This is a genomic window from Amycolatopsis sp. NPDC051102 (genome assembly GCF_040682815.1).
Taxonomy (GTDB): Bacteria; Actinomycetota; Actinomycetes; order Mycobacteriales; family Pseudonocardiaceae; genus Amycolatopsis.
The window spans coordinates 99,163-121,997 of sequence record NZ_JBFBBT010000002.1 but is presented as its reverse complement, the minus strand read 5'-3'; the positions used below and the strand labels follow the sequence as shown (position 1 = coordinate 121,997).

At 72.9% G+C, this 22,835-nt stretch carries 16 protein-coding genes; 9 read left to right on the top strand and 7 right to left on the bottom strand.

The window, feature by feature from the left end; all coding sequences use genetic code 11:
- The first annotated feature begins 210 nt into the window (after nucleotides 1-210).
- Together AB0M93_RS06535 and AB0M93_RS06530 are read left to right on the top strand one after the other, a co-directional pair.
- On the top strand, nucleotides 211-4,761 hold the full coding sequence (locus AB0M93_RS06535; RefSeq protein ID WP_364270648.1) for a HAMP domain-containing protein: 4,551 nt from the start codon (nucleotides 211-213) through the stop codon (nucleotides 4,759-4,761).
- On the top strand, nucleotides 4,758-7,148 hold the full coding sequence (locus AB0M93_RS06530) for a SpoIIE family protein phosphatase (RefSeq protein WP_364269116.1): 2,391 nt from the start codon (nucleotides 4,758-4,760) through the stop codon (nucleotides 7,146-7,148). The genes AB0M93_RS06535 and AB0M93_RS06530 overlap by 4 nt, the downstream gene beginning before the upstream one ends.
- A gap of 218 nt (nucleotides 7,149-7,366) precedes the next feature.
- Here the strand turns inward: AB0M93_RS06530 and AB0M93_RS06525 are convergent, their stop codons facing one another.
- The gene (locus tag AB0M93_RS06525) at nucleotides 7,367-8,464 is read right to left on the bottom strand and encodes an ionic transporter y4hA (RefSeq protein WP_364269114.1); all 1,098 of its coding nucleotides are present in this window, start codon (nucleotides 8,462-8,464) and stop codon (nucleotides 7,367-7,369) included.
- A 51-nt stretch (nucleotides 8,465-8,515) separates the two neighbouring features.
- The gene (locus AB0M93_RS06520; protein WP_364269112.1) at nucleotides 8,516-9,430 is read right to left on the bottom strand and encodes a LysR family transcriptional regulator; all 915 of its coding nucleotides are present in this window, start codon (nucleotides 9,428-9,430) and stop codon (nucleotides 8,516-8,518) included.
- A 70-nt stretch (nucleotides 9,431-9,500) separates the two neighbouring features.
- Between AB0M93_RS06520 and AB0M93_RS06515 the strand changes: the two genes are divergently transcribed.
- Complete coding sequence (locus AB0M93_RS06515; protein WP_364269110.1) at nucleotides 9,501-11,234, top strand: pyruvate dehydrogenase; 1,734 nt, start codon at nucleotides 9,501-9,503, stop codon at nucleotides 11,232-11,234.
- A gap of 44 nt (nucleotides 11,235-11,278) precedes the next feature.
- Here AB0M93_RS06515 and AB0M93_RS06510 read toward each other — a convergent pair whose 3' ends face one another.
- A complete protein-coding gene (locus tag AB0M93_RS06510; protein ID WP_364269108.1) occupies nucleotides 11,279-12,121 on the bottom strand; it encodes a DUF1989 domain-containing protein in 843 nt (280 codons plus the stop codon).
- 165 nt (nucleotides 12,122-12,286) lie between these two features.
- Between AB0M93_RS06510 and AB0M93_RS06505 the strand changes: the two genes are divergently transcribed.
- Together AB0M93_RS06505 and AB0M93_RS06500 are read left to right on the top strand one after the other, a co-directional pair.
- Nucleotides 12,287-13,333: a hypothetical protein gene (locus AB0M93_RS06505; RefSeq protein WP_364269106.1), complete on the top strand. Its 1,047-nt coding sequence runs from the start codon at nucleotides 12,287-12,289 to the stop codon at nucleotides 13,331-13,333.
- Nucleotides 13,334-13,422: 89 nt separating this feature from the next.
- The gene (locus AB0M93_RS06500; protein WP_364269104.1) at nucleotides 13,423-14,079 is read left to right on the top strand and encodes an HNH endonuclease family protein; all 657 of its coding nucleotides are present in this window, start codon (nucleotides 13,423-13,425) and stop codon (nucleotides 14,077-14,079) included.
- On the opposite strand, the gene AB0M93_RS06495 is transcribed toward AB0M93_RS06500, so the two are convergent.
- A complete protein-coding gene (locus AB0M93_RS06495) occupies nucleotides 14,076-14,828 on the bottom strand; it encodes a fructosamine kinase family protein (RefSeq protein ID WP_364269102.1) in 753 nt (250 codons plus the stop codon). The two genes, AB0M93_RS06500 and AB0M93_RS06495, sit on opposite strands and share 4 nt — an antisense overlap.
- A gap of 56 nt (nucleotides 14,829-14,884) precedes the next feature.
- On the opposite strand from AB0M93_RS06495, the gene AB0M93_RS06490 reads away from it, so the two are divergent.
- Entirely contained in the window at nucleotides 14,885-15,241 is a 357-nt protein-coding gene (locus AB0M93_RS06490; protein WP_364269100.1) for an MmcQ/YjbR family DNA-binding protein, read from the top strand.
- Here AB0M93_RS06490 and AB0M93_RS06485 read toward each other — a convergent pair.
- Both AB0M93_RS06485 and AB0M93_RS06480 read right to left on the bottom strand, forming a co-directional pair.
- Nucleotides 15,166-16,029, bottom strand: a complete 864-nt coding sequence (locus tag AB0M93_RS06485) for a GNAT family N-acetyltransferase (RefSeq protein ID WP_364269098.1) — start codon at nucleotides 16,027-16,029, stop codon at nucleotides 15,166-15,168. The genes AB0M93_RS06490 and AB0M93_RS06485 overlap by 76 nt on opposite strands.
- Nucleotides 16,030-16,073: 44 nt before the next feature.
- A complete protein-coding gene (locus AB0M93_RS06480; RefSeq protein ID WP_364270645.1) occupies nucleotides 16,074-18,146 on the bottom strand; it encodes a putative Ig domain-containing protein in 2,073 nt (690 codons plus the stop codon).
- 233 nt (nucleotides 18,147-18,379) lie between these two features.
- On the opposite strand from AB0M93_RS06480, the gene AB0M93_RS06475 reads away from it, so the two are divergent.
- On the top strand, nucleotides 18,380-18,787 hold the full coding sequence (locus AB0M93_RS06475; protein WP_364269096.1) for a hypothetical protein: 408 nt from the start codon (nucleotides 18,380-18,382) through the stop codon (nucleotides 18,785-18,787).
- 5 nt (nucleotides 18,788-18,792) lie between these two features.
- Complete coding sequence (locus AB0M93_RS06470) at nucleotides 18,793-19,086, top strand: hypothetical protein (protein ID WP_364269094.1); 294 nt, start codon at nucleotides 18,793-18,795, stop codon at nucleotides 19,084-19,086.
- Between the two features lie 4 nt (nucleotides 19,087-19,090).
- Here the strand turns inward: AB0M93_RS06470 and AB0M93_RS06465 are convergent, their stop codons facing one another.
- The gene (locus AB0M93_RS06465; protein ID WP_364269093.1) at nucleotides 19,091-22,066 is read right to left on the bottom strand and encodes a BTAD domain-containing putative transcriptional regulator; all 2,976 of its coding nucleotides are present in this window, start codon (nucleotides 22,064-22,066) and stop codon (nucleotides 19,091-19,093) included.
- Between the two features lie 307 nt (nucleotides 22,067-22,373).
- On the opposite strand from AB0M93_RS06465, the gene AB0M93_RS06460 reads away from it, so the two are divergent.
- Nucleotides 22,374-22,736 carry a DUF488 family protein gene (locus AB0M93_RS06460; protein ID WP_364269091.1) on the top strand — a complete coding sequence of 121 codons (363 nt, stop codon included), beginning with the start codon at nucleotides 22,374-22,376 and terminating at the stop codon, nucleotides 22,734-22,736.
- Nucleotides 22,737-22,835: the final 99 nt, after the last annotated feature.

Below are 22,835 nucleotides of genomic sequence, written 5' to 3'. Positions count from 1 at the left end.
AACGGGTCAGTCAGGCCGGATGGCCTGGCAGGAAAGGAAAGGCTTCGAGGGCCGCCTCGGGGAGCACGCGCGGACACGGGCGCGGCTGGTTGCTCAACCGTTGCCGTCCAGTTTAGTGCAGCTGCACTATGCTGAGCCATCCGGTGTGCAGACAGCGGGGCGGCGCCGAGCGCCGGCAAACCAGGAAACGGGTGGCGGATGAGCGGGGCAATGGTCGAGGGGACGCGCCCGGGTGCGGGTGCGGACGCTTCGGGCGTGGGGGAAGCGGGGGAGCAGGAGCTGCGCCGGCTGCTGGCCGGCCTGACCGCGGTCCGCGACGGCGACTTCGGCATCCGGCTGCCCGGCGGGGCCGACGGCCTGCTCGGCGAGATCGCCACGGTGTTCAACGGCATGGCCGACCAGCTGTCGCTGTTCACCTCCGAGGTGACCCGCGTCGCCCGCGAGGTCGGCAGCGAGGGTCAGCTCGGCGGCCAGGCGAAGGTCCCCGGCGTGTCCGGCACGTGGAAAGACCTCACCGACTCGGTGAACGCCATGGCCGGCAACCTGACCACCCAGGTGCGTGACATCGCGCAGGTGGCGACCGCGGTCGCGAAGGGCGACCTGTCGCAGAAGATCGACGTCGACGCGCGCGGCGAGATCCTGGAGCTGAAGGACACCGTCAACACGATGGTGGACCAGCTGTCGTCGTTCGCGGACGAGGTCACCCGGGTGGCGCGCGAAGTCGGCAGCGAAGGCCGCCTCGGCGGCCAGGCCCAGGTGCCCGGCGTCGGCGGTGTCTGGCGCGACCTCACCGATTCGGTGAACTTCATGGCGGGCAACCTGACCGACCAGGTCCGCAACATCGCCCAGGTGACGACGGCGGTCGCGAAGGGTGATCTTTCGCAGAAGATCACCGTCGACGCCCGCGGTGAAATCCTCGAATTGAAGAACACCATCAACACGATGGTGGATCAGCTGTCGTCGTTCGCCGACGAAGTCACGCGCGTCGCGCGAGAAGTGGGCACCGAGGGCCGGCTTGGCGGCCAGGCCGACGTCAAGGGCGTCTCGGGCACCTGGCGCGACCTCACCGACTCGGTGAACTTCATGGCCGGCAACCTGACCGACCAGGTCCGCAACATCGCGCAGGTCGCCACCGCCGTGGCGAGCGGCGATCTCTCGCAGAAGATCAACGTCACCGCCCGCGGCGAGGTTCTGGAGCTCAAGGACACGCTGAACACGATGGTGGATCAGCTGTCCGCGTTCGCGGACGAGGTCACCAGGGTGGCGCGCGAGGTGGGCACCGAGGGCCGGCTGGGCGGCCAGGCCGACGTCAAGGGCGTCTCCGGCACCTGGAAGGACCTCACCGAGTCGGTCAACGTCATGGCCGACAACCTCACCGCCCAGGTCCGCTCGATCGCGCAGGTCACCACCGCGGTCGCCCGCGGCGACCTGTCCCAGAAGATCCGCGTCGACGCCCGCGGCGAGATCCTCGAGCTCAAGGACACCATCAACACGATGGTGGATCAGCTGTCCGCGTTCGCGGACGAGGTCACCAGGGTGGCGCGCGAGGTCGGCACCGAGGGCAACCTCGGCGGCCAGGCCACCGTGCGCGGGGTGTCCGGGACGTGGAAGAACCTGACCGACAACGTCAACGTCATGGCGTCCAACCTGACCGGCCAGGTGCGCTCGATCGCCCAGGTCGCGACGGCGGTGGCCCGCGGTGACCTCTCCCGCAAGATCACCGTCGAGGCCAAGGGCGAGGTCGCGGCACTGGCCGACGTCATCAACACGATGGTCGACACGCTGTCCGCGTTCGCCGACGAGGTCACCCGGGTGGCCCGCGAGGTGGGCACCGAGGGCATGCTCGGCGGCCAGGCGCGGGTGCCGAACGTGGCCGGCACCTGGAAGGACCTCACCGACAACGTCAACTCGATGGCGAACAACCTCACCGGGCAGGTCCGCAACATCGCCCAGGTGACCACCGCCGTCGCCCAGGGCGACCTGACCCGCAAGATCGACGTCGACGCCCGCGGCGAGATCCTCGAGCTCAAGACCACGATCAACACGATGGTCGACCAGCTCTCGGCGTTCGCCGCGGAGGTCACCCGCGTGGCGCGCGAGGTCGGCAGCGAAGGCCGCCTCGGCGGCCAGGCCGAGGTCGAAGGCGTGTCGGGCACCTGGAAGCGGCTGACGGAGAACGTCAACGAGCTGGCCGGGAACCTCACCCGGCAGGTCCGCGCGATCGCCGAGGTGACCAGCGCGGTCGCCGAGGGCGACCTGACCCGCTCGATCACCGTCGACGCCTCCGGCGAGGTCGCCGAGCTGAAGGACAACATCAACTCGATGGTGGAGTCGCTGCGCGAGACGACGCGGGCGAACCAGGAGCAGGACTGGCTGAAGTCGAACCTGGCCACGATCACCGGGCTGATGCAGGGCCGCCGCGACCTCGCGGTCGTCGCGGCCGCGGTGATGGACGAGCTCGTCCCGCTGGTCAACGCCCAGTACGGCGCGTTCTACCTGGCCGACGACACCGCCGAGGTGCCGGAGCTGCGGCTGGTCGGCGCCTACGGCCACCCGGACGACGGCGACGGCCCGGCGGTCCGGTTCCGGGTCGGCCAGTCGCTGGTCGGCCAGGCCGCCCGCAGCCGCCGCGCGATCGCCGTCGACGACGTGCCGCCCGGCTACGCGACCATCTCCTCCGGCCTGGGCAGCACCGCCCCGGCCAACCTGATCGTGCTGCCGATCGTGGTGGAAGACCAGGTGCTCGGCGTGATCGAGCTGGCGTCGGTGCACGGCTTCACCACGGTGCACCGGGCGTTCCTCGAACTGCTGATGGAGCAGATCGGCGTCAACGTCAACAGCATCGTCGCCAACGCCCGCACCGACGAGCTGCTCGGCGAGTCGCAGCGGCTGACCGCGGAGCTGCAGGCCCGCTCGGAGGAACTGCAGGCGCGGCAGGAGGAACTCCAGTCCTCCAACGCCGAGCTCGAGGAGAAGGCGGCGCTGCTGGTCACGCAGAACCGCGACATCGAGACGAAGAACCTGGAGATCGAGCAGGCCCGCCAGGAGCTGGAGGCCCGCGCCCAGCAGCTGACGCTGGCGTCGAAGTACAAGTCGGAGTTCCTGGCCAACATGAGCCACGAGCTGCGCACCCCGCTCAACAGCCTGCTGATCCTCGCCCAGCTGCTCGCGCAGAACCCGACCCGCAACCTCACCGCCAAGCAGGTCGAGTACGCCGGCATCATCCACTCCGCAGGCTCGGACCTGCTGCAGCTGATCAACGACATCCTCGACCTGTCGAAGGTCGAGGCGGGCAAGATGGACGTCACGCCGGAGCAGGTGTCGCTGCGCCAGCTCATCGACTACGTCGAAGCGACGTTCCGGCCGATGACCTCGCAGCGCAACCTGGACTTCCGGATCACCGTCGCGCCCGGCTCGCCGACCGAGCTGCTGACCGACGACTCGCGGCTGCGGCAGGTGCTGCGCAACCTGCTGTCGAACGCGGTCAAGTTCACCGAGGTCGGCGGGATCGAGCTGCACATCGAGCCGGTCGACCCCGACCGGCTGCCGCGGCCGCTGCGCGTGCACGGGCCCGCCGTCGCGTTCCGGGTCACCGACACCGGCATCGGGATCGCCGAGCACCAGCTCGAATCGATCTTCGGGGCGTTCCAGCAGGCCGACGGGACGACCAGCCGCAAGTACGGCGGCACCGGGCTCGGCCTGTCGATCAGCCGGGAGATCGCCCAGCTGCTCGGCGGGGTGATCACCGCCGAAAGCACGCTGGGCGAGGGCAGCACGTTCATCTTCTCGCTGCCGGTCGCCCGGCCGGACTTCGCGCCGCTGCCGGCCGGGGAGCACCCCGGCACCGCCCTGGTGACGACGGACTCCGGCACCGCCGTGGCGTCCTCGGGCCCGCGGCCGTACCGGCGGCTGCTGGTCGTCGAGGAGCGCCAGCACGGCCTGCTCACGCTCGTCGCCGAGAGCGCGGCGGCGGACCTGGCCGACAGCCGCGACATCGGCCTCTCGCCCGCCGACGTCGAAGTCGTGACGGCGGTCGGCACGCAGGAGGCCGCGGCCGCGCTGGCCACCGACGCCTACCATTGCGTGGTGCTCGACCTGGACCTGCCGGACCGGACGGCGTTCACCTTCCTCGACGCGATGCAGGGCGACAGCGCGCTGCGGCTGGTGCCGGTGCTCGCGCACAACAGCCGCCGGCTCGACGTCGAACTCGAACAGCTCGTGCAGTCCCGCGCGGACCGGCCGTCGCTGGAGGTGCTGTCCGGGCTGGACGAGCTGCGCGAGCGGATCGCCCTGCACCTGTCGGCGGAGGAGCCCGGCGCGGTGCTGCCGCTGGTCCGCCAGGACGAGCCGGCCGCGCCGGTGCGGGCGGCCGACGTCGACACCACCCTGGCCGGGCGCACGGTGCTGATCGTCGACGACGACCCGCGCAACGTCTACGCGCTGACCGGGATCCTGGAACTGCACGGCATGCAGGTGCTGCACGCCGAGGACGGCCGCAAGGGCGTCGAGACGGTCGCGGCGCACCCGGGTATCGACCTGATCCTGATGGACGTCATGATGCCGGAGATGGACGGCTACACCGCGACCGCGAAGATCCGCGCGATGCCCGAGCACGCGGGGATCCCGATCGTGGCGGTGACGGCGAAGGCGATGCCGGGCGACCGGGAGAAGAGCCTGGCCTCGGGGGCGACGGACTACGTGACCAAACCGGTGGACGCGGACGACCTCATCACCCGGATCAAGCGGCATGTGACGGCGTGATCTCCGGCGATCGGCTGCCCGCCGAAGACCACCTGGTCCCCGTGCTGCCCCCGCCCGCCGAAGTGTCGGCCAACCTCGCCCGGCTCGCCGACACCGTCGCGCGGCTGCGCGGCGAGGTCGACCACGCGCACGCCGTCGCCGACGGCCGCGCGCTGATCGAGCTGGCCAAGGGCGTCCTGATGGAACGCCTGCACTGCACGCCTTCGGATGCGGCGAAGCAGCTGGAGTCGCTGGCCGAGCGGTCCGGGATGACGCCGCTGGAGTTCGCCGCGGACGTCGTCGGCGAGGCGGCCGAGGACCGCATCAGCGAGGTGACGAAGGAGTTCCTGGCCCGCGCCGAAGGCGAAGACTCCGTCGCGGTGCGGCTGCGCACGGCCGAGAGCGGCGTGCTCGCGGCCGGCGACACCCAGCGCGTCGCGGAGTCCATTCTGGAGCACGCGCTGCGGCCGCTCGGCGCGACCGCGGTCGCGGTGTGGCTCGCCGGGCCCGACGGGTCGCTGACCCTGGCCGGTTCGGCGGGCTTCTCGGCCGAGGAGGCGGCCCGCTGGCGGTACGTCCCGCCCGGCGTGGCCACGCCCGCCCGCAGCGCGCTGATCGAGCGTGACTTGGTCTGGTTCCCGACGCTGGCGGCGAGCGGGCTGCCGTCGCTCGGGCAGCACACGCTCGCCGGCGGCGGGCGCGTCGCGGTGCCGACCGGGACCGGCGGGCGGATCATCGGCGTCGTCGAGATGTGTTGGCCGGAGCCGCTGCCCGCGGAACCGGGGCGGCAGCGCCGCCAGCTGGAGGCGCTGGCCGAGCTGTGCGCGCACACCCTCGACACGTGGGACGGCGTGATCGCGCCGGTCGCCGCGGACGGGTCCGGGGACTTCCTGGGCGAGCTGGTCGACTTCATCGACGGCCTGCACGACCCGGCCGTGCTGCTGTCGCCGTGCCTCGACGGCGGCGGCCACCTGAGCGACTTCCGCATCCACCACGCCAACGTCCGGTTCGCCGACCCGGGCGGCCGGCCGCGCAGCCGGATCGTCGGCACCCGGCTGCTGGAGGCGTACCCGCTCGCGGCCGAGGAGAGCGGCCTGCTGGACAAGATCCGGCGCGTCTACGCGACCGGGGAGCCGTTCCGGGCCGACAGCATGGCGATCACCACCCTGGTCGACCAGGTGCAGCTGACCGCGCTCACCGACGTCAGCGTCACCCGGTTCGCCGGGAACGTGCTGCTCATCCTGCGCATCCAGGACGACGCGGCGAAGCTCGCCGTGCTGCTGCAGCACGCCCAGCGGCTCGGCCGGATCGGCGGCTTCGAGGAGAACGTCGTCACCGGCGTGATCACCTGGAACACCGAGCTGTTCTCGCTGTACGGCCTGCCGCCGAACGCCGCGCCGCTGTCGCTGCACGAGCTGGCCGCGCACGCGCACTCCGACGACGCCCCGTCGATCGGCCGGTTCCTGCGAGCGGTGCTGCACCACAAGCGCCCGTCGTCGACGGCGTTCCGGCTGCAGCGCTCCGACGGCGTCGCCCGGCACATCCGGGTGGTCGCCGAGCCGGTGGTCGACGCCCGCGGCGAGCTGGTCGCGGTCCGCGGCGCCTACCAGGACGTTTCCTCGCAGCACTGGACCGAGGTGGCGCTGGCCGCGACGCGGGACAGGCTGGCCGAGACCGAGCAGGAGGCGATCGAGCGCAACCGGCTGGCGCTGCAGCTGCAGCACGCGATCATGCCGCCGGCCAAGGGCCCGATCGACATGCCGGGCCTGCGCGCGGCGGTCCGCTACCGCCCCGCGGAGAAGGAGCACCTGGTCGGCGGCGACTGGTACGACGCGGTCGCGTTGCCGACCGGCGAGGTCCTGCTGTGCGTCGGTGACGTCGCCGGACACGGCATCGACGCGGCGACGGGCATGGTGAGCCTGCGCAACGCCCTGCGTGGTCTCGCGGCGACCGGCGCCGGGCCGGCCCAGCTGCTCACGTGGCTGAACCTGGTGGCCTACCACCTCACCGACCACGTCACCGCGACCGCGGTCGCGGCGGTGTACGACCCGGCCAGCCGCCGGCTGCGCTGGGCGAGGGCGGGTCACCTGCCGCCGATCGTCCGCCACCGCGACGGCACGGCGACGACGTTGCCGCTGATCCGCGGCTCCCTGCTCGGCGCGGTCCGCGACGTCGACTACCAGGAGGACGAGCTGCAGCTGGCCGAGGGCGACATCCTGCTGATCTACACCGACGGCCTGATCGAGCGCCGCGACCGCCCGGTCCAGGATTCGGTGTCCCGCCTGGTGACCCTGGTCGACGGCCACGACGGCGGCCTGGAGCACCAGCTGGACACGCTGCTGACCTACAGCACGGCCGACACGGACGACGACACCTGCGTGGTCGGCATCGAGGTCATGACGGCCTGACCGTGATGACCCTCTGATCACGCGTGATGACTCTCTGATCACGCGTGATGACGCTCCAGTCACGCGTGATGACCCTTCGGTCACGGCGACTGTCCGTCCCGCCGGTCGGCCGGTGGGGTGAACCGCGCATCAGCCGTGATCCGCGGGACATCTCGCGTGATTGGGCGGCCATCTCGCGTGATTGAAGGGGCATCACGCGAGCCGGGACCGCGGGTTGGTCAGGGGTTGATGGCCAGGACGAGGAAGCCGGCCAGCAGGACCAGGTGGACGCCGCCCTGGAGGCGGGTTGCGCGGCCCGGGACCACCGTCAGGACGCTGACCACCACCGTCAGGGCCAGCAGGACGATCTGCGTCGAGCCGAGGCCGAGCAGCAGCCGGCCCGGCAGCCACAGCGACGCCAGCGCGATCGCCGGGATCGTCAGGCCGATGCTCGCGATCGCCGAGCCGTACGCGAGGTTGAGGCTGATCTGCATCCGGTCGCGCTGGGCCGCGCGGACCGCCGCCAGGGTCTCCGGCAGCAGGACCAGCAGCGCGATCACCACCCCGACGAACGACTGGGGGAATCCCGCCGCGCGCACGCCCGCTTCGATCGCCGGCGACTCCACCTTCGCCAGCCCGACCACCGCCACCAGCGCCACGAGCAGCAGCGCGAGGCTGCCCAGTGCCGCGCGGTTCGACGGCGGGCCGGCGTGGTCGTCCTCCTTGACCGCGCCGTCGGCGGCCACCGGGAGAAAGAAGTCGCGGTGGCGCACCGTCTGCGTCAGCACGAACGTGCCGTACAGCGCCAGGGACGCCAGCGCCGCGAACGTCAGCTGGGTGGGGGAGAAGGCCGGCCCGGGGGTGCTGGAGGTGAACGCCGGCAGCACGAGGCTGAGCGTGGCCAGGGTCGCGACCGTCGCCAGCGCGGCCCCGCTGCCTTCGGGGTTGAACAGCGTCGAGCCGTAGCGGCGGGCGCCGACGAACAGCGAGATGCCGACGATGCCGTTGGTGGTGATCATGACGGCCGCGAACACGGTGTCCCGCGCCAGCGAACCGGCGTCCGGGCCGCCGGAGACCATCATCGTGACGATCAGCGCCACCTCGATGACGGTGACCGCGACCGCGAGCACGAGCGACCCGAATGGCTCGCCGACGCGGTGGGCGACGACCTCCGCGTGGTGCACCGCGGCCAGCACGGTCGCCCCCAGCGCGACGGCGACGACCGCCACGAAGACCGGGCCGAGGTCGCGGCCCCACGCCAGCGCCAGCACGAGCACCCCGAGCACCGGGGTGACGGAGGTCCAGGACAGCAGGAAGGATCTCAGCGCGGCGACCATGCCTCCACCTTCGCACACCGACGATGATCGCGCGGGGCCGTACGGCGATTCTCACATCGTCCCTTGTGGACGGTCGAGATCGGAAGGGGCCAGCCGCGGCGCGGCTTCCAGGACGTGCCGGCGGAAGGTTTCGCTCAATGGGGGGAGATTCCGGCCCGTCGCCCAGGCGAGGCCGATGTCGCGGGCAGCGTCCACATCGGTCAGTTCCAGGTGCGGCGCCGGGAACGCGGCCGTGTGGGGCAGCGGCAGCACGGACACGCCGAGCCCGGCGGTGACGAGCCCGCGCAGCGTCTCGACCTCGTCGCCTTCGAATCCGATGCGCGGGGTGAAACCCGCTTCGGCGCACAGCCGTTCGGTCGTCTCGCGCAGCGCGTAACCCGGGCGCAGGAGGATGAACGTCTCGTCCGCGACGTCGGCGAGGCGGACCCGGCGGCGCCCGGCGAGCCGGTGGCGCGGGGGCACCGCGAGCCGTAGCGGTTCGACGAGCAGCCGGGACCAGTGCAGCTGGGGGTGCCCGGGGTCGCCGCTGGTGATCACCAGGTCCGCGGTGCCGTCGAGCAGTTCCGCTTCGAGCCCGGCCTCGCCGTGCTGCTGGAGTTCGAACCGGGCGCCCGGGTGCTCGTGCAGGAAGCCGCGCAGGACTTCGGGGACGAGCCAGGTGCCGAAGGTGTGCAGGAACGCCAGGGGGACGACCCCGGTGCCCGGCGCGACGAGCTCGCCGACCTCGCGCAGCCCCTGGTCGAGCTGGTCGAGCACGAGGTCGACGTGCCGCCGGAACGCGTGCCCGGCCGGGGTCAGCCGCAGCACCCGCCCGGACCGCCGGAACAGCTCGGCGCCGGCGTCCCGCTCGAGGCGGCGCAGGGCCCGGGACAACGCGGGCTGGGTGAGGTGCCCCCGCGCGGCGGTCTCGGTGACCGTGGCGCCGGCGGCGACCTCCCGGAAGAGCCGCAACGTCTGCACGTCCATGCTCCGAGTGTATGGATTTTCAGCCAATCAGGCATTGGACGCATCGGTCGGCGCGGGGCAGGGTGGAGGTATGGCTACCGTGGCAGAACAACTGGTCAGGACCCTGCGGGACGCGGGCGTCGAGCGCATCTACGGCATCGTCGGCGACAGCCTGAACCCGATCGTCGACGCCGTCCGCCGCACCGACGGCATCGAGTGGGTGCACGTACGCCACGAAGAGACCGCCGCCTTCGCCGCCGCGGCCGAGGCGCAGGTGACCGGCAAGCTCGCCGTCTGCGCGGGCAGCTGCGGACCGGGCAACCTGCACCTGATCAACGGCCTGTTCGACGCCCACCGCTCGGGCGCGCCGGTGCTGGCGATCGCGTCGCACATCCCGTCGAACCAGATCGGCACCGGCTTCTTCCAGGAGACCCACCCGGACCGGCTCTTCGCCGAGTGCAGCCACTTCAGCGAGGTGGTGGCGGATCCCGCGCAGCTGCCGCGGCTGCTGCGGATCGCCACCCAGGCCGCCGTCGGCAAGGGCGGCGTCGCGGTGCTGACCATCCCCGGCGACCTCGCCGACCGCAAGGCCACCGGCCCGCTCACCGAGCGGCTCCCGCTGGTCACGCCGTCGCCCGCGGTGCCTTCCCCGGAGACCGTCCGGGAACTCGCCGATCTGCTGAACTCGGGTGAGAAGGTGATGCTCTTCGCCGGCGCGGGCGTCCGCGGCGCGCACGACGAGGTGATGGCGCTGGCGGAAAAGCTCGCCGCGCCGGTCGGGCACTCGCTCGGCGGCAAGGAATGGATCCAGTACGACAACCCGTTCGACGTCGGCATGAGCGGCCTGCTCGGCTACGGCGCCTGCTACGACGCAATGCACGAAGCCGACCGGATCGTGCTGCTGGGCACGGACTTCCCGTACGACAACTTCCTCCCGCAGGCCCGCGCGATCCAGCTGGACCACGACGCTTCCCGCCTCGGCCGGCGCACGCCGCTGGAGCTGGCGGTGCACGGCGACGTCAAGGAAACGCTGCAAGCGCTGCTCCCGCTGCTGCGGCCGCGCACCGATCGCGCGTTCCTCGACCGGATGCTGCGCGAGCACGTGCGGAAGCTGGAGAAGGTCGTCGGCGCGTACACCGGCAAGATCGAGCAGCGCCGGCCGATCCACCCGGAGTACGTCGCTTCGGTGCTCGACGAGGTCGCCGCCGACGACGCGGTGTTCACCGTCGACACCGGTATGGGCAACGTCTGGGCCGCGCGCTACCTGACCCCGAACGGCCGCCGCCGCGTGCTCGGGTCGTTCCGGCACGGCAGCATGGCGAACGCGCTGCCGCACGCGATCGGCGTGCAGCTGTCCCAGCCGGGCCGCCAGGTGGTGTCGCTCTCGGGCGACGGCGGGCTCGCGATGCTGATGGGCGACCTGCTGACGCTGCCGGCCTACGACGTCCCGGTGAAGGTCGTGGTGTTCAACAACGCGACGCTGGGCATGGTGAAGCTGGAGATGCTGGTGGACGGGCTGCCGGACTTCGGCACCGACCACGCGCCGGTGAACTTCGCGGCGATCGCGGCGGCGTGCGGGGTGTTCGCGGAGCGGGTCGAGGACCCGGCCGACGTGCGGGGCGCGCTGGAAAAGGCGTTCGCCCACCCGGGCCCGGCGGTGGTCGAGGTGGTGACGGACCCGAACGCGCTGTCGATCCCGCCGCGGATCACCGGCGAGATGGTCCGCGGGTTCGCGCTGGGCGCGACGAAGACGGTGCTCAACGGCGGCGTCGGCAAGATGGTCGACCTGGCGCGGGCTAACCTGCGCAACACCCCGCGGCCGTAGCGGATCCGGGTACGGTCCACTGTGGACCGCACCCGGACCCGGTGTCACGACGGTGTTTCGCCGGTCCAGTCCGGCAGCCGGACGCCGTGCAGGCCGCGGTAGGCCGCGCGCTCGGGCGGCCGCCAGCCGGCGAGGAGCCCGTCGCGCGGCTTGAACACCTCGACGCCGATCGGCCGGCAGGTGGCGACCGGGTCGCGGGCGTCCGGGCCCCAGAGCGGGATCGAAAGGTCGCCGCCGGGGCAGGTGGACAGCGCGCACAGCAGGTCGACCTCGGCGAAGAACTCGAAGTGGTCACCCGGGCGGGCCGGGCTGGCCTTCATGAAGTAGCGGTCCTCGTCGTTGAGGCCGGTGCACTGGAAGACGTTGAGCACGTCGTGCACGTCGAACTCGGTGAGCCCGAACGGCGCGACCGCGCGCACCAGGTTCGAGTGGCAGCAGTAGTCGAAGTCCTCGCCGGTGAGCAGCCGGTTCACGTACGGGTCGCAGCGGGTGCCGAGCAGGTCGTGGACGCGGCCGCCGTCACCGTCCTGTCCGTGGTCCGCGAGGGTGTCGGCGGTGATCGTGGCGAGCGGGCGCAGGAACGGCAGCGTCGACCACAGGCGGTCGAAGGTGCTGACGTGGGCGCGCTGCAGCTGCCGGGTGCGCGCCGCCCAGAACCGTTCGCGCGGGTCGTCGGCGTGCCACAGGTTGAGGTCGCCGACCTGCGGTCCGCCGACGGTCGACAGGCGGCAGAGGTGCCCGCGCGGCACCCGCCACGCGCGTCCCGTGCGGATCGGGATTTCGAAGGCGTCGACGGGTTCCCGGCCGGTTTCGGCGGCGAGCCGCCGGTAGAAGGGCCGGTCGACGTCGAGGGCGGGACCTCGGTACGCGGCGGGGGGCGAAGCCATCGGCGGTCTCCCTGATCGGTGGGCTCGGGCCGCTCCAGGATGCCCCGGCTACACACGGTGGTGATCGACCACTCGTTCGGCTGCTGGGAGGGGACGGGTCCGCCTCCTACCGTCGAGGGGGCGCTCGCCGTTTCGTCGTGATCCGTCGTGGGAGGTGTGTCCGGCGTGCTTGTGGCCCTCCAGCGCACCGGCGAAGACCGCCGGCTGCCCCCGGCGGCGGAGCACTTGGTGAGGTTGCTGCGATCGTGGGGTCCGGGCCCGGACCACCTGCCGGGGCTGGCGCTGGCCGGGGTGAGCCTCCCGGGCCGGCTGGGCGCCCGGTTCGTGGACGCGCTGGTGTTCACCCCGTGCGGGGTCGTGGTCATCGCGGCGCACGCACCCGGCCCGGCGGAGTGGCCGGGCCCGGGCGACCGCGCGGGCGCCGGGGTGGCGGCGGCGAAGGGTGCGCTGGCCGGTCACGAAGGCGGCAGGTACGTGACGGGGCTGGTCGCGGTGGTCCCGCAGGCGACCGAGCCGTGGCGGGACGAGGTGGAGCAGGAGACGCGGCTGAGCGAACCGGGGCCGCCGGAGCGCGTGCTGGTCGGCGAGCCGCCCGGGCCCGTGCCGCTGCCTCGATCGCCTGAGCCGCAACCAGGTTCTCTCGACAGCGCGCCCGGCGCAGCAACCTGGCCCGGCCAGGCCGACCCGCACGACGGCCGGCGCCCGTCCGCCGCCGACCAGCCGGGAAGCCTCGCCGCGGCCGCGCCGTCCACCCTCCGCTGGCGCGAACCGGAACCCGTGCCCGGCGTCGCGGTGGTCCTCGCCGACCCGCGTGGCCTGCGGCGGATCATCAGCCAGCACAACCGGTGGCGGACCGTCTGGTCGGCCGACGACATCCTCGACGCCTGCTACGCCCTTTCCCTCGCCCACCTCGCCCCACCCCGGGCCGCCCTGCTCGCCGACGGGTTCCCCGCGCGGCTGCCCGTCCGGTCCCGGCTGCCGGAATTGCCCGCCGCCGTCCCGCTCCCGCTGGTCCCGGAACCGGCGGCGCCCGCCGCCGAGGACGAGCCGGGGCCGTGGAGCCCGCCGGTGCGCGGGCCCGTCTCGGCCGTCTTCCCGCGGCCGCGCCCGATCCGGCAGGTGCCCTGGGGCCTGGTCTTCGTGCTCACCGTCCTCGTGACTGCCGGTGTGGTGGCCGCCGTGTTCGTCGCGCAGGTCTTCCACGGCTCTTGACCCGATCGGTTCGCGTCAACTAGGCCATCTGCACCGTTTCCGCGGCGCTTCGGCTGGGCACCTCCCGGTCGATGTGAAAGGGGTTCACGATGCCGCGCACCCGAGCGCTTGTCCTTCTCGCCGTCCTCGCGGGTTCGTCCCTCACCGGCTGCAAGCTCGCCGACGGGCTCGCGACCGGCACCCAGGCACCCGGAACGGCCGCCGCGCCGCCGGTGTCGCCCACCGAGGCGCGCAGCGAGCTCGCCGCGCTCAAGATCGCCGTGCGCGGCACCATGGACGGCTACAGCCGCGACGAGTTCCCGCACTGGGACAAGGTCGACGCCAACTGCGACGTCCGCGAGCAGGTGCTCAAGCGCGACGGCAAGGACGTCAAGACCGACGCGCAGTGCGCCCCGAAGTCCGGCACCTGGGTCAGCCCCTACGACGGCCAGACCTGGCACAAGTCCTCCGATGTGGACATCGATCACGTCGTGCCGCTCGGGCAGGCGTGGATCAGCGGCGCGAAGTCGTGGACCCGCCAGCGGCGCGAGCAGTTCGCCAACGACCTCGTCCGCCCGCAGCTCAAGGCCGTCACCGACAACCTCAACGAGCAGAAGAGCGACAAGGCCCCGGACGCGTGGAAGCCGCCGCTGGTCTCGTACTGGTGCACCTACGCCACCGACTGGATCGTCGTCAAGACCAACTACGGCCTCACGATCACCGTGCCGGAGAAGAAGGCACTGGAGACCATGCTCGGCCACTGCTAGAACGAGCGGGCCGCGGCCAGCGCCTGGTCCGCATAGGACTGTCCGAACAGGACCGTGTGCACCAGCAGCGGGAACAGCTGGTGCAGCCCGATCCGGTCGCGCCAGCCGTCGGCCAGCGGGGCGGCCTCGTCGTAGGCGGCGACGACGCGCTCGAGGTGGGGGCAGCCGAACAGGTGCAGCATCGCCAGGTCCGTCTCGCGGTGCCCGCCGTGGGCGGCCGGGTCGATCAGCCACGCCTCGCGCCCGTCCCACAGGACGTTGCCGTTCCACAGGTCGCCGTGCAGCCGCGCGGGTGGCTCGGCCGAGGCCGGGATCCGCGCGCAGGCCCGCTCGAACACCGCCGCTTCGGCCGGGCCGAACGTCCCCGCGTCCACCGCCGGCCGGACGTAGGCCAGCACGCGGTCCGACGCGTACCAGGACGCCCAGTCCGCCGCCGGGACGTTGACCATCGGGGCCCGGCCGATCCACGCGTCCCGGAGACCGTCCGGCGGCGGCGCGCCGAACGCCGGGGCGCCCGCGGCGTGCAACCCGGCCAGCCCGCGGCCGAAGCGTTCCGCCGCCGCGGCCGACGGCCGCCCGGCCGGCACGCGGTCGATGACCAGCCGGTCCCGGTCGTGGCTGCGCACGACGGGCACCGGCACCGTGCCCGCGGAAGCCAGCCAGCGCAGGCCCGCCGCCTCGGCGACCGTCGCGCCGGGAGCGTGGCCCCGCTTGACCACCACGTCGGGGACGTCTCCGGGATCGCTCATGTCCGCTCACGGTACCGGCGCGCTACGGTGGTCGCCGGAGAACAAGGGGGACGACGGTGACGGTCCAGGTCCGGGAACTCGACCAGCTGCTCGGCAGGCTGGCGGAGGTCCAGCGGTCGGAGGCGCGCGACTACTCGTCGTTCAGCGTGCGCGGCAAGCGGTTCGGCTACTTCTGGCCGCGGACGCGGACCGTCGGTCTCAAGCAGACCGTGTCCGAACAGCTGGCACTGGTCTCGGAGCGGCCGGACGTGTTCGAGGTGCAGTTCACCGCCGGCGGCTTCGGCTGGGTGGTCGTGTACCTCGACGGCGTCGACGCCGACGAACTCGCCGAGCTCCTCTACGAAGCCTGGCGGCTCTCGGCGCCGGAGGAGCTCGTCGCCGAGGTGCCCTTCACCAGGATCGCCCGTGCGTAGAGCAGGTCGAACCCTTGCCGCTGCGCGTTCTGCTGCGACTTCGACCCGGGCTGCGTGGTGACGATGGCGAGGTCGCACCGGGCTTCGGCCGCCGCGGCGAGCCTGGCCTGCAGCAACGCCGTCTGCACACCGCGGCGCCGGTGGGCGGGCACGGTCGCCGCGCCGGCGAACTGCGCGATCCCATCGGTGACCCGGAAGCTCGCGCCGCCGGCGAACTCGCCGTTCCGCTCGGCGGTGTACCGCCGGACCCCGGCCATGTCCCGCAGCGCGTTCACGATGATTTCGGGGGTGAAGTCTTCGTGCGAAGGCAGGCCTTCGGCGTCGGTGACCATGGAGGCGTCGGCGATGGCGGCCAGCCAGGGCTCCAGCTCGTCGTCCCGGCACGGCCGGACCACGCCGTCGATGGCTTCCACCGGGCCGCCGAGGCGCCGGCCGAGCACGTTCTCGTACGACTCCAGCCGGTAGCCGCGCGCGGTCAGGAACGTCCCGACGGCGGGATCGGCCAGGTGGCACAGCTCGACTTGCACCGGCGAGCCCAGCTCGGCGTAGGCCGCTTCGACCTCGTCGAGGTCTTCGGGCAGGCCGGCGAAGCCGAGGCCCGCGACCTTGTTGAACGGCGAGTCCGCCTCGGCAAAGCTGGCGGCGCCCCCGGCGAGCGGACGCGCGAACCCGGCACCGTCCCCAAGCCGCACCCGGGCGGCGTTGCTGCACGCGGCGACGAACTGCGCTTCCGCGCGCTCGATCCGGGCCGCCAGCGCGGTGTCGCAGAAAAGCCGTTCCCCGTCCACCTCCCCACAGTGGCGGAAGCGGACGGGGAACTCCAACCGGTTTTTCAGCCCTCCACGCGGTGCGAAGCCCAGAACGACGTCAGGTCGGTCGACCCGGCCGCCGCCTGTGCCGCGGCCTTGAACTCCGCCGTGGTCGACACGCCGTACCAGTGCGACTGCGCGTACGACTTCAGCAGGTTCGCCATCGCCGTGTCGCCGATCAGCCGCCGCAGGTCGTGCAGGGTGCACTTGCCGTAGTTGTAGACCACCGTGGAGTACCGGGACGAGTGCGCGTCCCAGTAGGCCATCGAGTTGGTCAGCTTCTCCGCGCTCGACTGCCACGTGATGCCGCAGCCGCTGCCGGTGATGCCGCGGTAGAGGTCGGTGGCGTAGTCGGTGAAGCTCTCGTCCAGCCACGGCGAGTTGTACTCGTCGTCGCCGACGATCCCGTAGAACCACTGGTGCGCCAGCTCGTGGGGGAGCGCCGTGGTGGACACCAGGTCCATCACGAAGCCCGGGTATTCCATGCCGCCGAACCAGAAGTTGTTGTCCAGCACCACGTCCACCTCGCCGTACGGGTAGTCGCCGAAGCGGCCCGAGTGGACGTCGATGGCGTCGGCGGCCAGCGTCAGCATCTGGTTGGCGCTGCTGGTGGAGATCCCGCTGACCGAGTAGACGTTGACCCGCACGCCCTTGCCGGACGTCGTCGTGATCTTCGCGAACGGCCCGGCGGCCCACGCGAAGTCCCGCACCTTCGACGCCACCGCGTGCGTGGTGGTCGTGCTGCCGCTGGTCGTCTCGGTCGAGGTGCCGGTGGCGGGCGTCAGCAGCGACGTCGGGTGCACGAGCGTCACGTCGAAGTCGCTGATCACCGTGTAGAACGACTCGCCGTTGTTCGTGTACGGGTCGAGGTGCCAGCCCGCGCCGTCGCGGACGGCGAGCACCGGGAGCGCGTTGCCGATCATGTTGAACGCGCCGTCGTGGCCGAACCGGTCGGCGCCGCTGGGCACGACGATCTGCAGGTCGAAGCCGATGGTCGCGGACTGGCCCTGTGCCAGCGGCGCGGGCAGCGTGATCTTCATGGCCGTGCAGTTCACGCTCAGCGCGGACGGCGTGCCGCCGGTGACGTTCGTGACGGTGATCGGCGTGCTCGGGCAGCTGCCGTGGTAGTTGTCCCACAGCCGCAGGTACACCTCGGGCAGCGCGGTCGCCGAGCCGTTGGTGAAGCTGACGCTCTGGTGCCCGGTCCAGGTGTCACCGGCGGTGTTCGACGTCAGGTTCACCGTGTAGGCCGGGTTGATCGGCGTGCGCGTGGAGTCCGCGGGGGCCGAGGTGATCGTCCAGGTGAAGGTGGCGCTCCCGCTGTTGCCGGCCGGGTCCTTCGCCGTCACGGTCACCGAAGACGTGCCCGCGGTGGTCGGCGTGCCGGTGATCTTGCCGGTGCTCGCGCCGATGGCCAGGCCCGCGGGCAGGCCGGTGGCGGTGTAGGTGAGTGCGTCGCCCTGCGGGTCGCTCGCCTGGATCTGCAGTGACGCGGCCTGGCCGACGGCGCCGGTCTGCGCGCCCGGCGAGGTGACCACCGGCGACTGCGGGTTGCTCGTCCCGGTCGTGGTCAGCGCGAAGTCGTCGAGGAGGAAGTTGGTGGCCAGGCTGGAATCCTCGGTGCCGGTGATCTTCAGCGTCACCGTCTGGCCGAGGTAGCGCGACACGTCGACCGTGCGCTGGACGTACCCGGTGTTCTGGTCGAGGTTCGAGTAGCTCGCGAGGGTGTCGGTACCCGCCTGCACCACCAGCTTGTCGTAGGCGGTGCCGGTCGTCGTCTCCTTGGTGTCGACGTGCGCCCACCAGGACAGCGACGCGGACGCGCAGCCGGCGGGCAGCGTCAGCGACTGGGACAGGGTGTCGGTGTGCGTGCTGCCGTAGCCGTCCAGCCAGGCGTCCATCGTCCCGCCGTGCGCGGGTTCCGCGGTGGTGGCGGCGGAGATGACCCCGCTGGTCTGGGTCCACGGCGCGGTGCCGCTCTCGAATCCGCCGTTGCCGACGAGCTGGTCGCCGCAGACCGCGGCGGCCTGGGCCGGCGCGGCGACGGCGACGGTGCCCAGCAGGCCGATGGCCACGCCGAGCGCAGCAGAAAGCACCCTCGATCTCATGGAGGTCGTCCTTTCCCGGCTCCGCCCCTGGGAGCCAGGAGAAGCGTCCTCTGCGGCCCGGACGGGCGGAACCCGCCATGAGTCGGGTTCCGCGGGCGGCCTGCCCCTTTCGCCGGGTATGCGCGGCAACGTCCGGATGTACGGATCTTGTACGCCGCATTGCGAGCTCGGCCCCTTCCGACCGGGAGGACGACAGGGGCTCGAGACTCAAGGCACTGGCCGTGGCCACCGGCGCGCTGCTCGCGCTGGCGGGCGGCGGGCCGGCGCACGCGGCGCCGTCGGTGGCCGCCGATGCCACCGGCATGGAAGCGATCTTCAACAACCCGCCCGAGAACGGCGACCGCGACCACTCGATCGAAACGCGGCTGGTCCAGCTGGTCAACGGCACCCCGGCCGGGGCGCAGATCCACATCTCGCTCTACAGCTGGACCCGCCCGGCGCTCGCCGAGGCGATCAAGGCGGCGCAGGCCCGCGGGGTCGAGGTGCGGATCGCGCTCGACGGTGGCGCGGACGACGACCCCGCCAACACCGCGATGCCGATCCTCAAGGGCGCCGGGCTCACCCAGCTGGTCTTCTGCGATACCGGCGGGGACAACACCGGGTGCATCGCCCACGACGGCACAACCTGACCACCGTGCAGGGCAACATGTTCAACAACGCCCTGCTGACCCACGGCGACCCGGACCTGTACGGCTTCTACCTCGGGCACGTGCAGAAGATGCTGGCGCAGAAGAAGAACAACGACTACTTGGCCGACGCCGGCTACCACAAGTCGCTCACCACCATGGTCACCAGCTATCTCGCGGCCCTGCGCGACAACGACGAGATCCTGATCAAGGTGGAGAACGCCGCGATCAGCGCGGCCTACCAGGACAACTTCGGCACCATCCTGGCCCGCGCCGAGTGCACGGCCCCGGCCGCCTGCTGAGGCTTCAGCCGGCCGAGCTCGCCAGGGTGCGCGCCGCGCGGGTTGCCAGGGGCCGGTAACCCGCCTGGGCGGCGAGCTTGGCCGCCGCTTCGCCGTGGGTGCGGGCCGATTCCGCGTCACCCATGGCGAGCGCCGCTTCCGCGAGGCCGGTCAGCGCCGCCGTTTCGCACCACGTGAAGCTGGTCTCGCGGGCGATGTCCAGCGCCGCCGTCAGATGGGCGACCGAGTCGGCCGCGCGGTTCAGCCGGAGGCAGACTTCGCCGAGCGCGGCCAGTGCCGAAGCTTCGGTGCCGCGATCGCCGATGCGGCGGGTCAGGTCCACCGCGCCGGCCGCGTCGGCGAGCGCGCGGGTGGCGTCGCCCGCCCGCGCCTCCAGGACCGCCCGGCCGGACAGCGCCGCCGCTTCGCCGTACTGGTAACCGAGTTCGCGGTTGGCGGCGAGCGCCCGCTCGTAGAACTCGGCCGCGACGGCGTTCCCGAGGTCGCGGTGGACGTGCCCGAGGTCGACCAGCAGGACGGCCACGCTGAACCGGGCGCCGTCGCGTTCGGCGATGTCCAGCGCGCGGCCGAAGTGGCCGAGCGCCGCGTCGAAGTCGCCGACCTGGCCGCAGGCGAACCCGAGGTTGGCCAGCGCCATCGTGATGCCCGGCATGCTGCTTTCTTCGCACAGCCGCAACGCTTCCAGGCCGCACGTGATCGCCTCGTGCGCGTCGCCGAGGCGCTGGTGCACGGCGCTCAGGTTGTTCAGCGCCGCGGCGCGCCCAGCGGCCCATTCCGCGGCCAGGCCGTCGGCCAGGACCGTCGTGAGGTGCGCGCGGGCTTCGGCGTAGCGGCCGCTGTTGACCCCGGCCAGCGCGATGGACAGCCGCATCGCCGCCTGTGCCTGGTGATCGCCGGCCGCCTGCGCGGCGGTCAGCGCCGTCGTGGCCGTGTCGATCCATTCCGTGTGGTGGCCGCGGTGGTGGAAGAACGCGCGGAGCGCGTCGGCCAGGTGCCAGGCGTACTCGCGCGGGCCGTGTCCCGCCGCGTGCTCGACGGCGGCGGCGAGGTTCGGCCACTCGGTGTCCAGCCACGCCAGCGCGTCTTCGGTGCCCTCGAACGGGTTTTCCGGTTCGGGCCGGGGCAGCCGGAGGAAGTGCGGGATGAGCAGCCGGCCCGCCGCGTCGGCCGTCCCGAGGTAGTGCTCGAACAGCCGCCGCCGTGCCGCGTCCGCCTCGGCGTTGGAGTCGTCGGCCGCGACCCGCCCGCCCGCGTAACTGCGCAGCAGGTCGTGGAACCGGTAGCGGCCGGGCAGGTGCCGCTCGACGAGGTTGGCCGCGGCGAGGGCCTTGAGCTGCTGCCGCGCGCGTCCTTCCGCGACGGTGGCGAGCTGCGCGGCCACCGGTGCGGTGAACGTCTGGCCCGGCACCAGCGCGAGCCGGCGGAACAGCAGCCGGTGTTCGGACGGCAAAGCCCGGTACGACACGGAGAACGCCGTCGTCACGGCGCTCTCCTCGGCGCCGTCGACGCTCAGCCCGGCCAGCGGATCGCCGTCGGCCAGTTCCCGCGCCAGCTCGGCGATCCCGGACACCTCGCCGGCGCCGAGGTTCGCCGCGGCCAGCCGCAGCGCCAGCGGGAGGTGCCCGCACAGGCGGGCCAGCTCCGCCGCCGCGGCCGGTTCGGCGGCGACCGCGGGCGGCCCGAGCACCGTTTCCAGCAGCTGCCGGGAATCCTCGGCAGGCAGCACGGTCAGCGGCACCGCCCGCGCGCCGGTGCGGGCGATCAGGTCCCCGAGCCGCTGCCGGCTGGTGACGAGCACCGTGCCCGACGGCGGCAGCAACGGCGTCACCTGCGCGCTGTCCCGGGCGTTGTCGAGCAGGACGAGCACCTGCCGGTCGGCCAGCAGGGAGCGCCACAACGCGGTGCGGCTGTCCGGGTCCGGCGGGATCGCGCGCGGATCGGTGCCGAGGGCCCGCAGCAGCTGCGCGGCCGCGACGGCCGGGGTGAGCGGCTCGTGGTCGGGATCGAACCCGCGCAGGTCGAGGTAGAGCTGGCCGTCGGGGAACCGGTCGCGGACGCGGTGCGCCCAGCGGACGGCGAGCGCGGTCTTGCCGACGCCCGCGGTGCCGGTCACCACGCGGATGTCCGCGCCGGGGCCGGCGGGTTCGTCGAGCCGGGCCAGCTCGGCGGTGCGGCCGGTGAAGCCGCGGACGTCGTGGGGCAGCTGGGCCGGGCGCACCGGCTCGTCACCGGCTTCGGGCACGGGATCCAGCGCCGGGTCGGCGGCGAGGATCGCGGCCTCCAGCCGGGTCAGCTCCGGCGCCGGGTCGAGCCCGAGCTCGGTGACGAGCCGGGCGCGCAGGCCGCGGAAGGCGGCGAGGGCGGCGTCGGTGCGGCCTTCGCGGTACAGCGCGAGCATCAGCTGGCCGACGAACCGCTGCCGCAGCGGGTGCGCGGCGACCAGCGTCGTCAGCTCGGCGAGCACGTCCCGGCCCCGGCCGAGCCGCAGCTGCGCGTCGATGCGGTCCTCCAGCGCGCTCCAGCGGGCCTCGGCCAGCCCGGTGACGAGCCGCCCGGCGACGTCGGCGGAGGCGGCGCCGGCCAGCGCGTCGCCCCGCCAGAGCGCGAGGGCCTCGTCGAGCAGGGCGACGGCGGTCTCGTCGTCGGCCGCGCGGGCCCGGCGGACGAGGGCGGTGAAGCGGTGGGCGTCGACGGTCTCCGGGTCGGCGCGCAGGACGTACCCGTGTCCTTCGGTGACGAGCTCGGGGCCGCCGGCGGCGCGGAACACCGCGCGCAGCCGCGAGATCAGCGCCTGCACGGTGTTGCGCGCGCTCGCCGGGGGATCGTCGGGCCAGAGCAGGTCCACGAGGTGGTCCAGGGCGACCGGGTGGGGGGTCTCGAGGAGCAGGACGGCGAGGACCAGGCGCTGCTTGCGGGAGCCGAGATCGACCGGGCCGCCGTCCGCCGCGGCCTCGACGGTGCCGAGGACGCGGAACTCCACCCGGTCACCTCCGTTCACCCGATCGGGTGTGCAAGCGTACTGCAAGCCCGGTGCAGTCCCGGTCCGCCATCCTGGCGGGGCCGCCGGACACGCTCCCGACGATGTCCGCGGCCGGCTCGGCCGCCGGGGCACACCGGCGGCTTCGGCTGTCGCTTCGCAGGCGGCACGAGCTGGGGGTAGGACCACCACGGCGATCCCTCCACGATCGCCGTGGTGGCCCTTGTGCGGTTGCTGCCCGGGGCAGCTTCCGCCGCCGGCCGTAGCGGCTCCGGTGGCGGCCCCGGCGGCCTCGACGCAGAATGCGCGCATGCAGCCGACGGCCGTCCGGGTCGCGCGCCTGGCCGACCCGGCCGGGCCCGCCGACGGCGTCCGCGTGCTCGTCGAACGGCTCTGGCCGCGCGGCACCGCCCGCACGGCGGTCGTCCTCGACGGCTGGTACCGCGACCTGGCCCCCTCCGACGCCCTGCGCACCTGGTACGGCCACGACCCCGAGCGGTTCGCCGAGTTCGCCGAGCGCTACCGCGCCGAGCTGCGCGAGCCCGGCCGCGCAGCGGCCCTGGACCGCCTGCGCACCCTGGCCGGCGACGGCCCGGTAACGCTCCTGACGGCCAGCGGATCACCCGCGATCAGCCAGGCGGCGGTCCTGGCAGCGGTCCTCACCGGCGACTGAGCCGGCCGCGAGCCGACCCTCCAAGCACGCGAGTCGACCCTCCAGGCACGCGAGCTGACCCTTCAAGCACGCGAGCTGACCCTCCAAGCACGCGAGCTG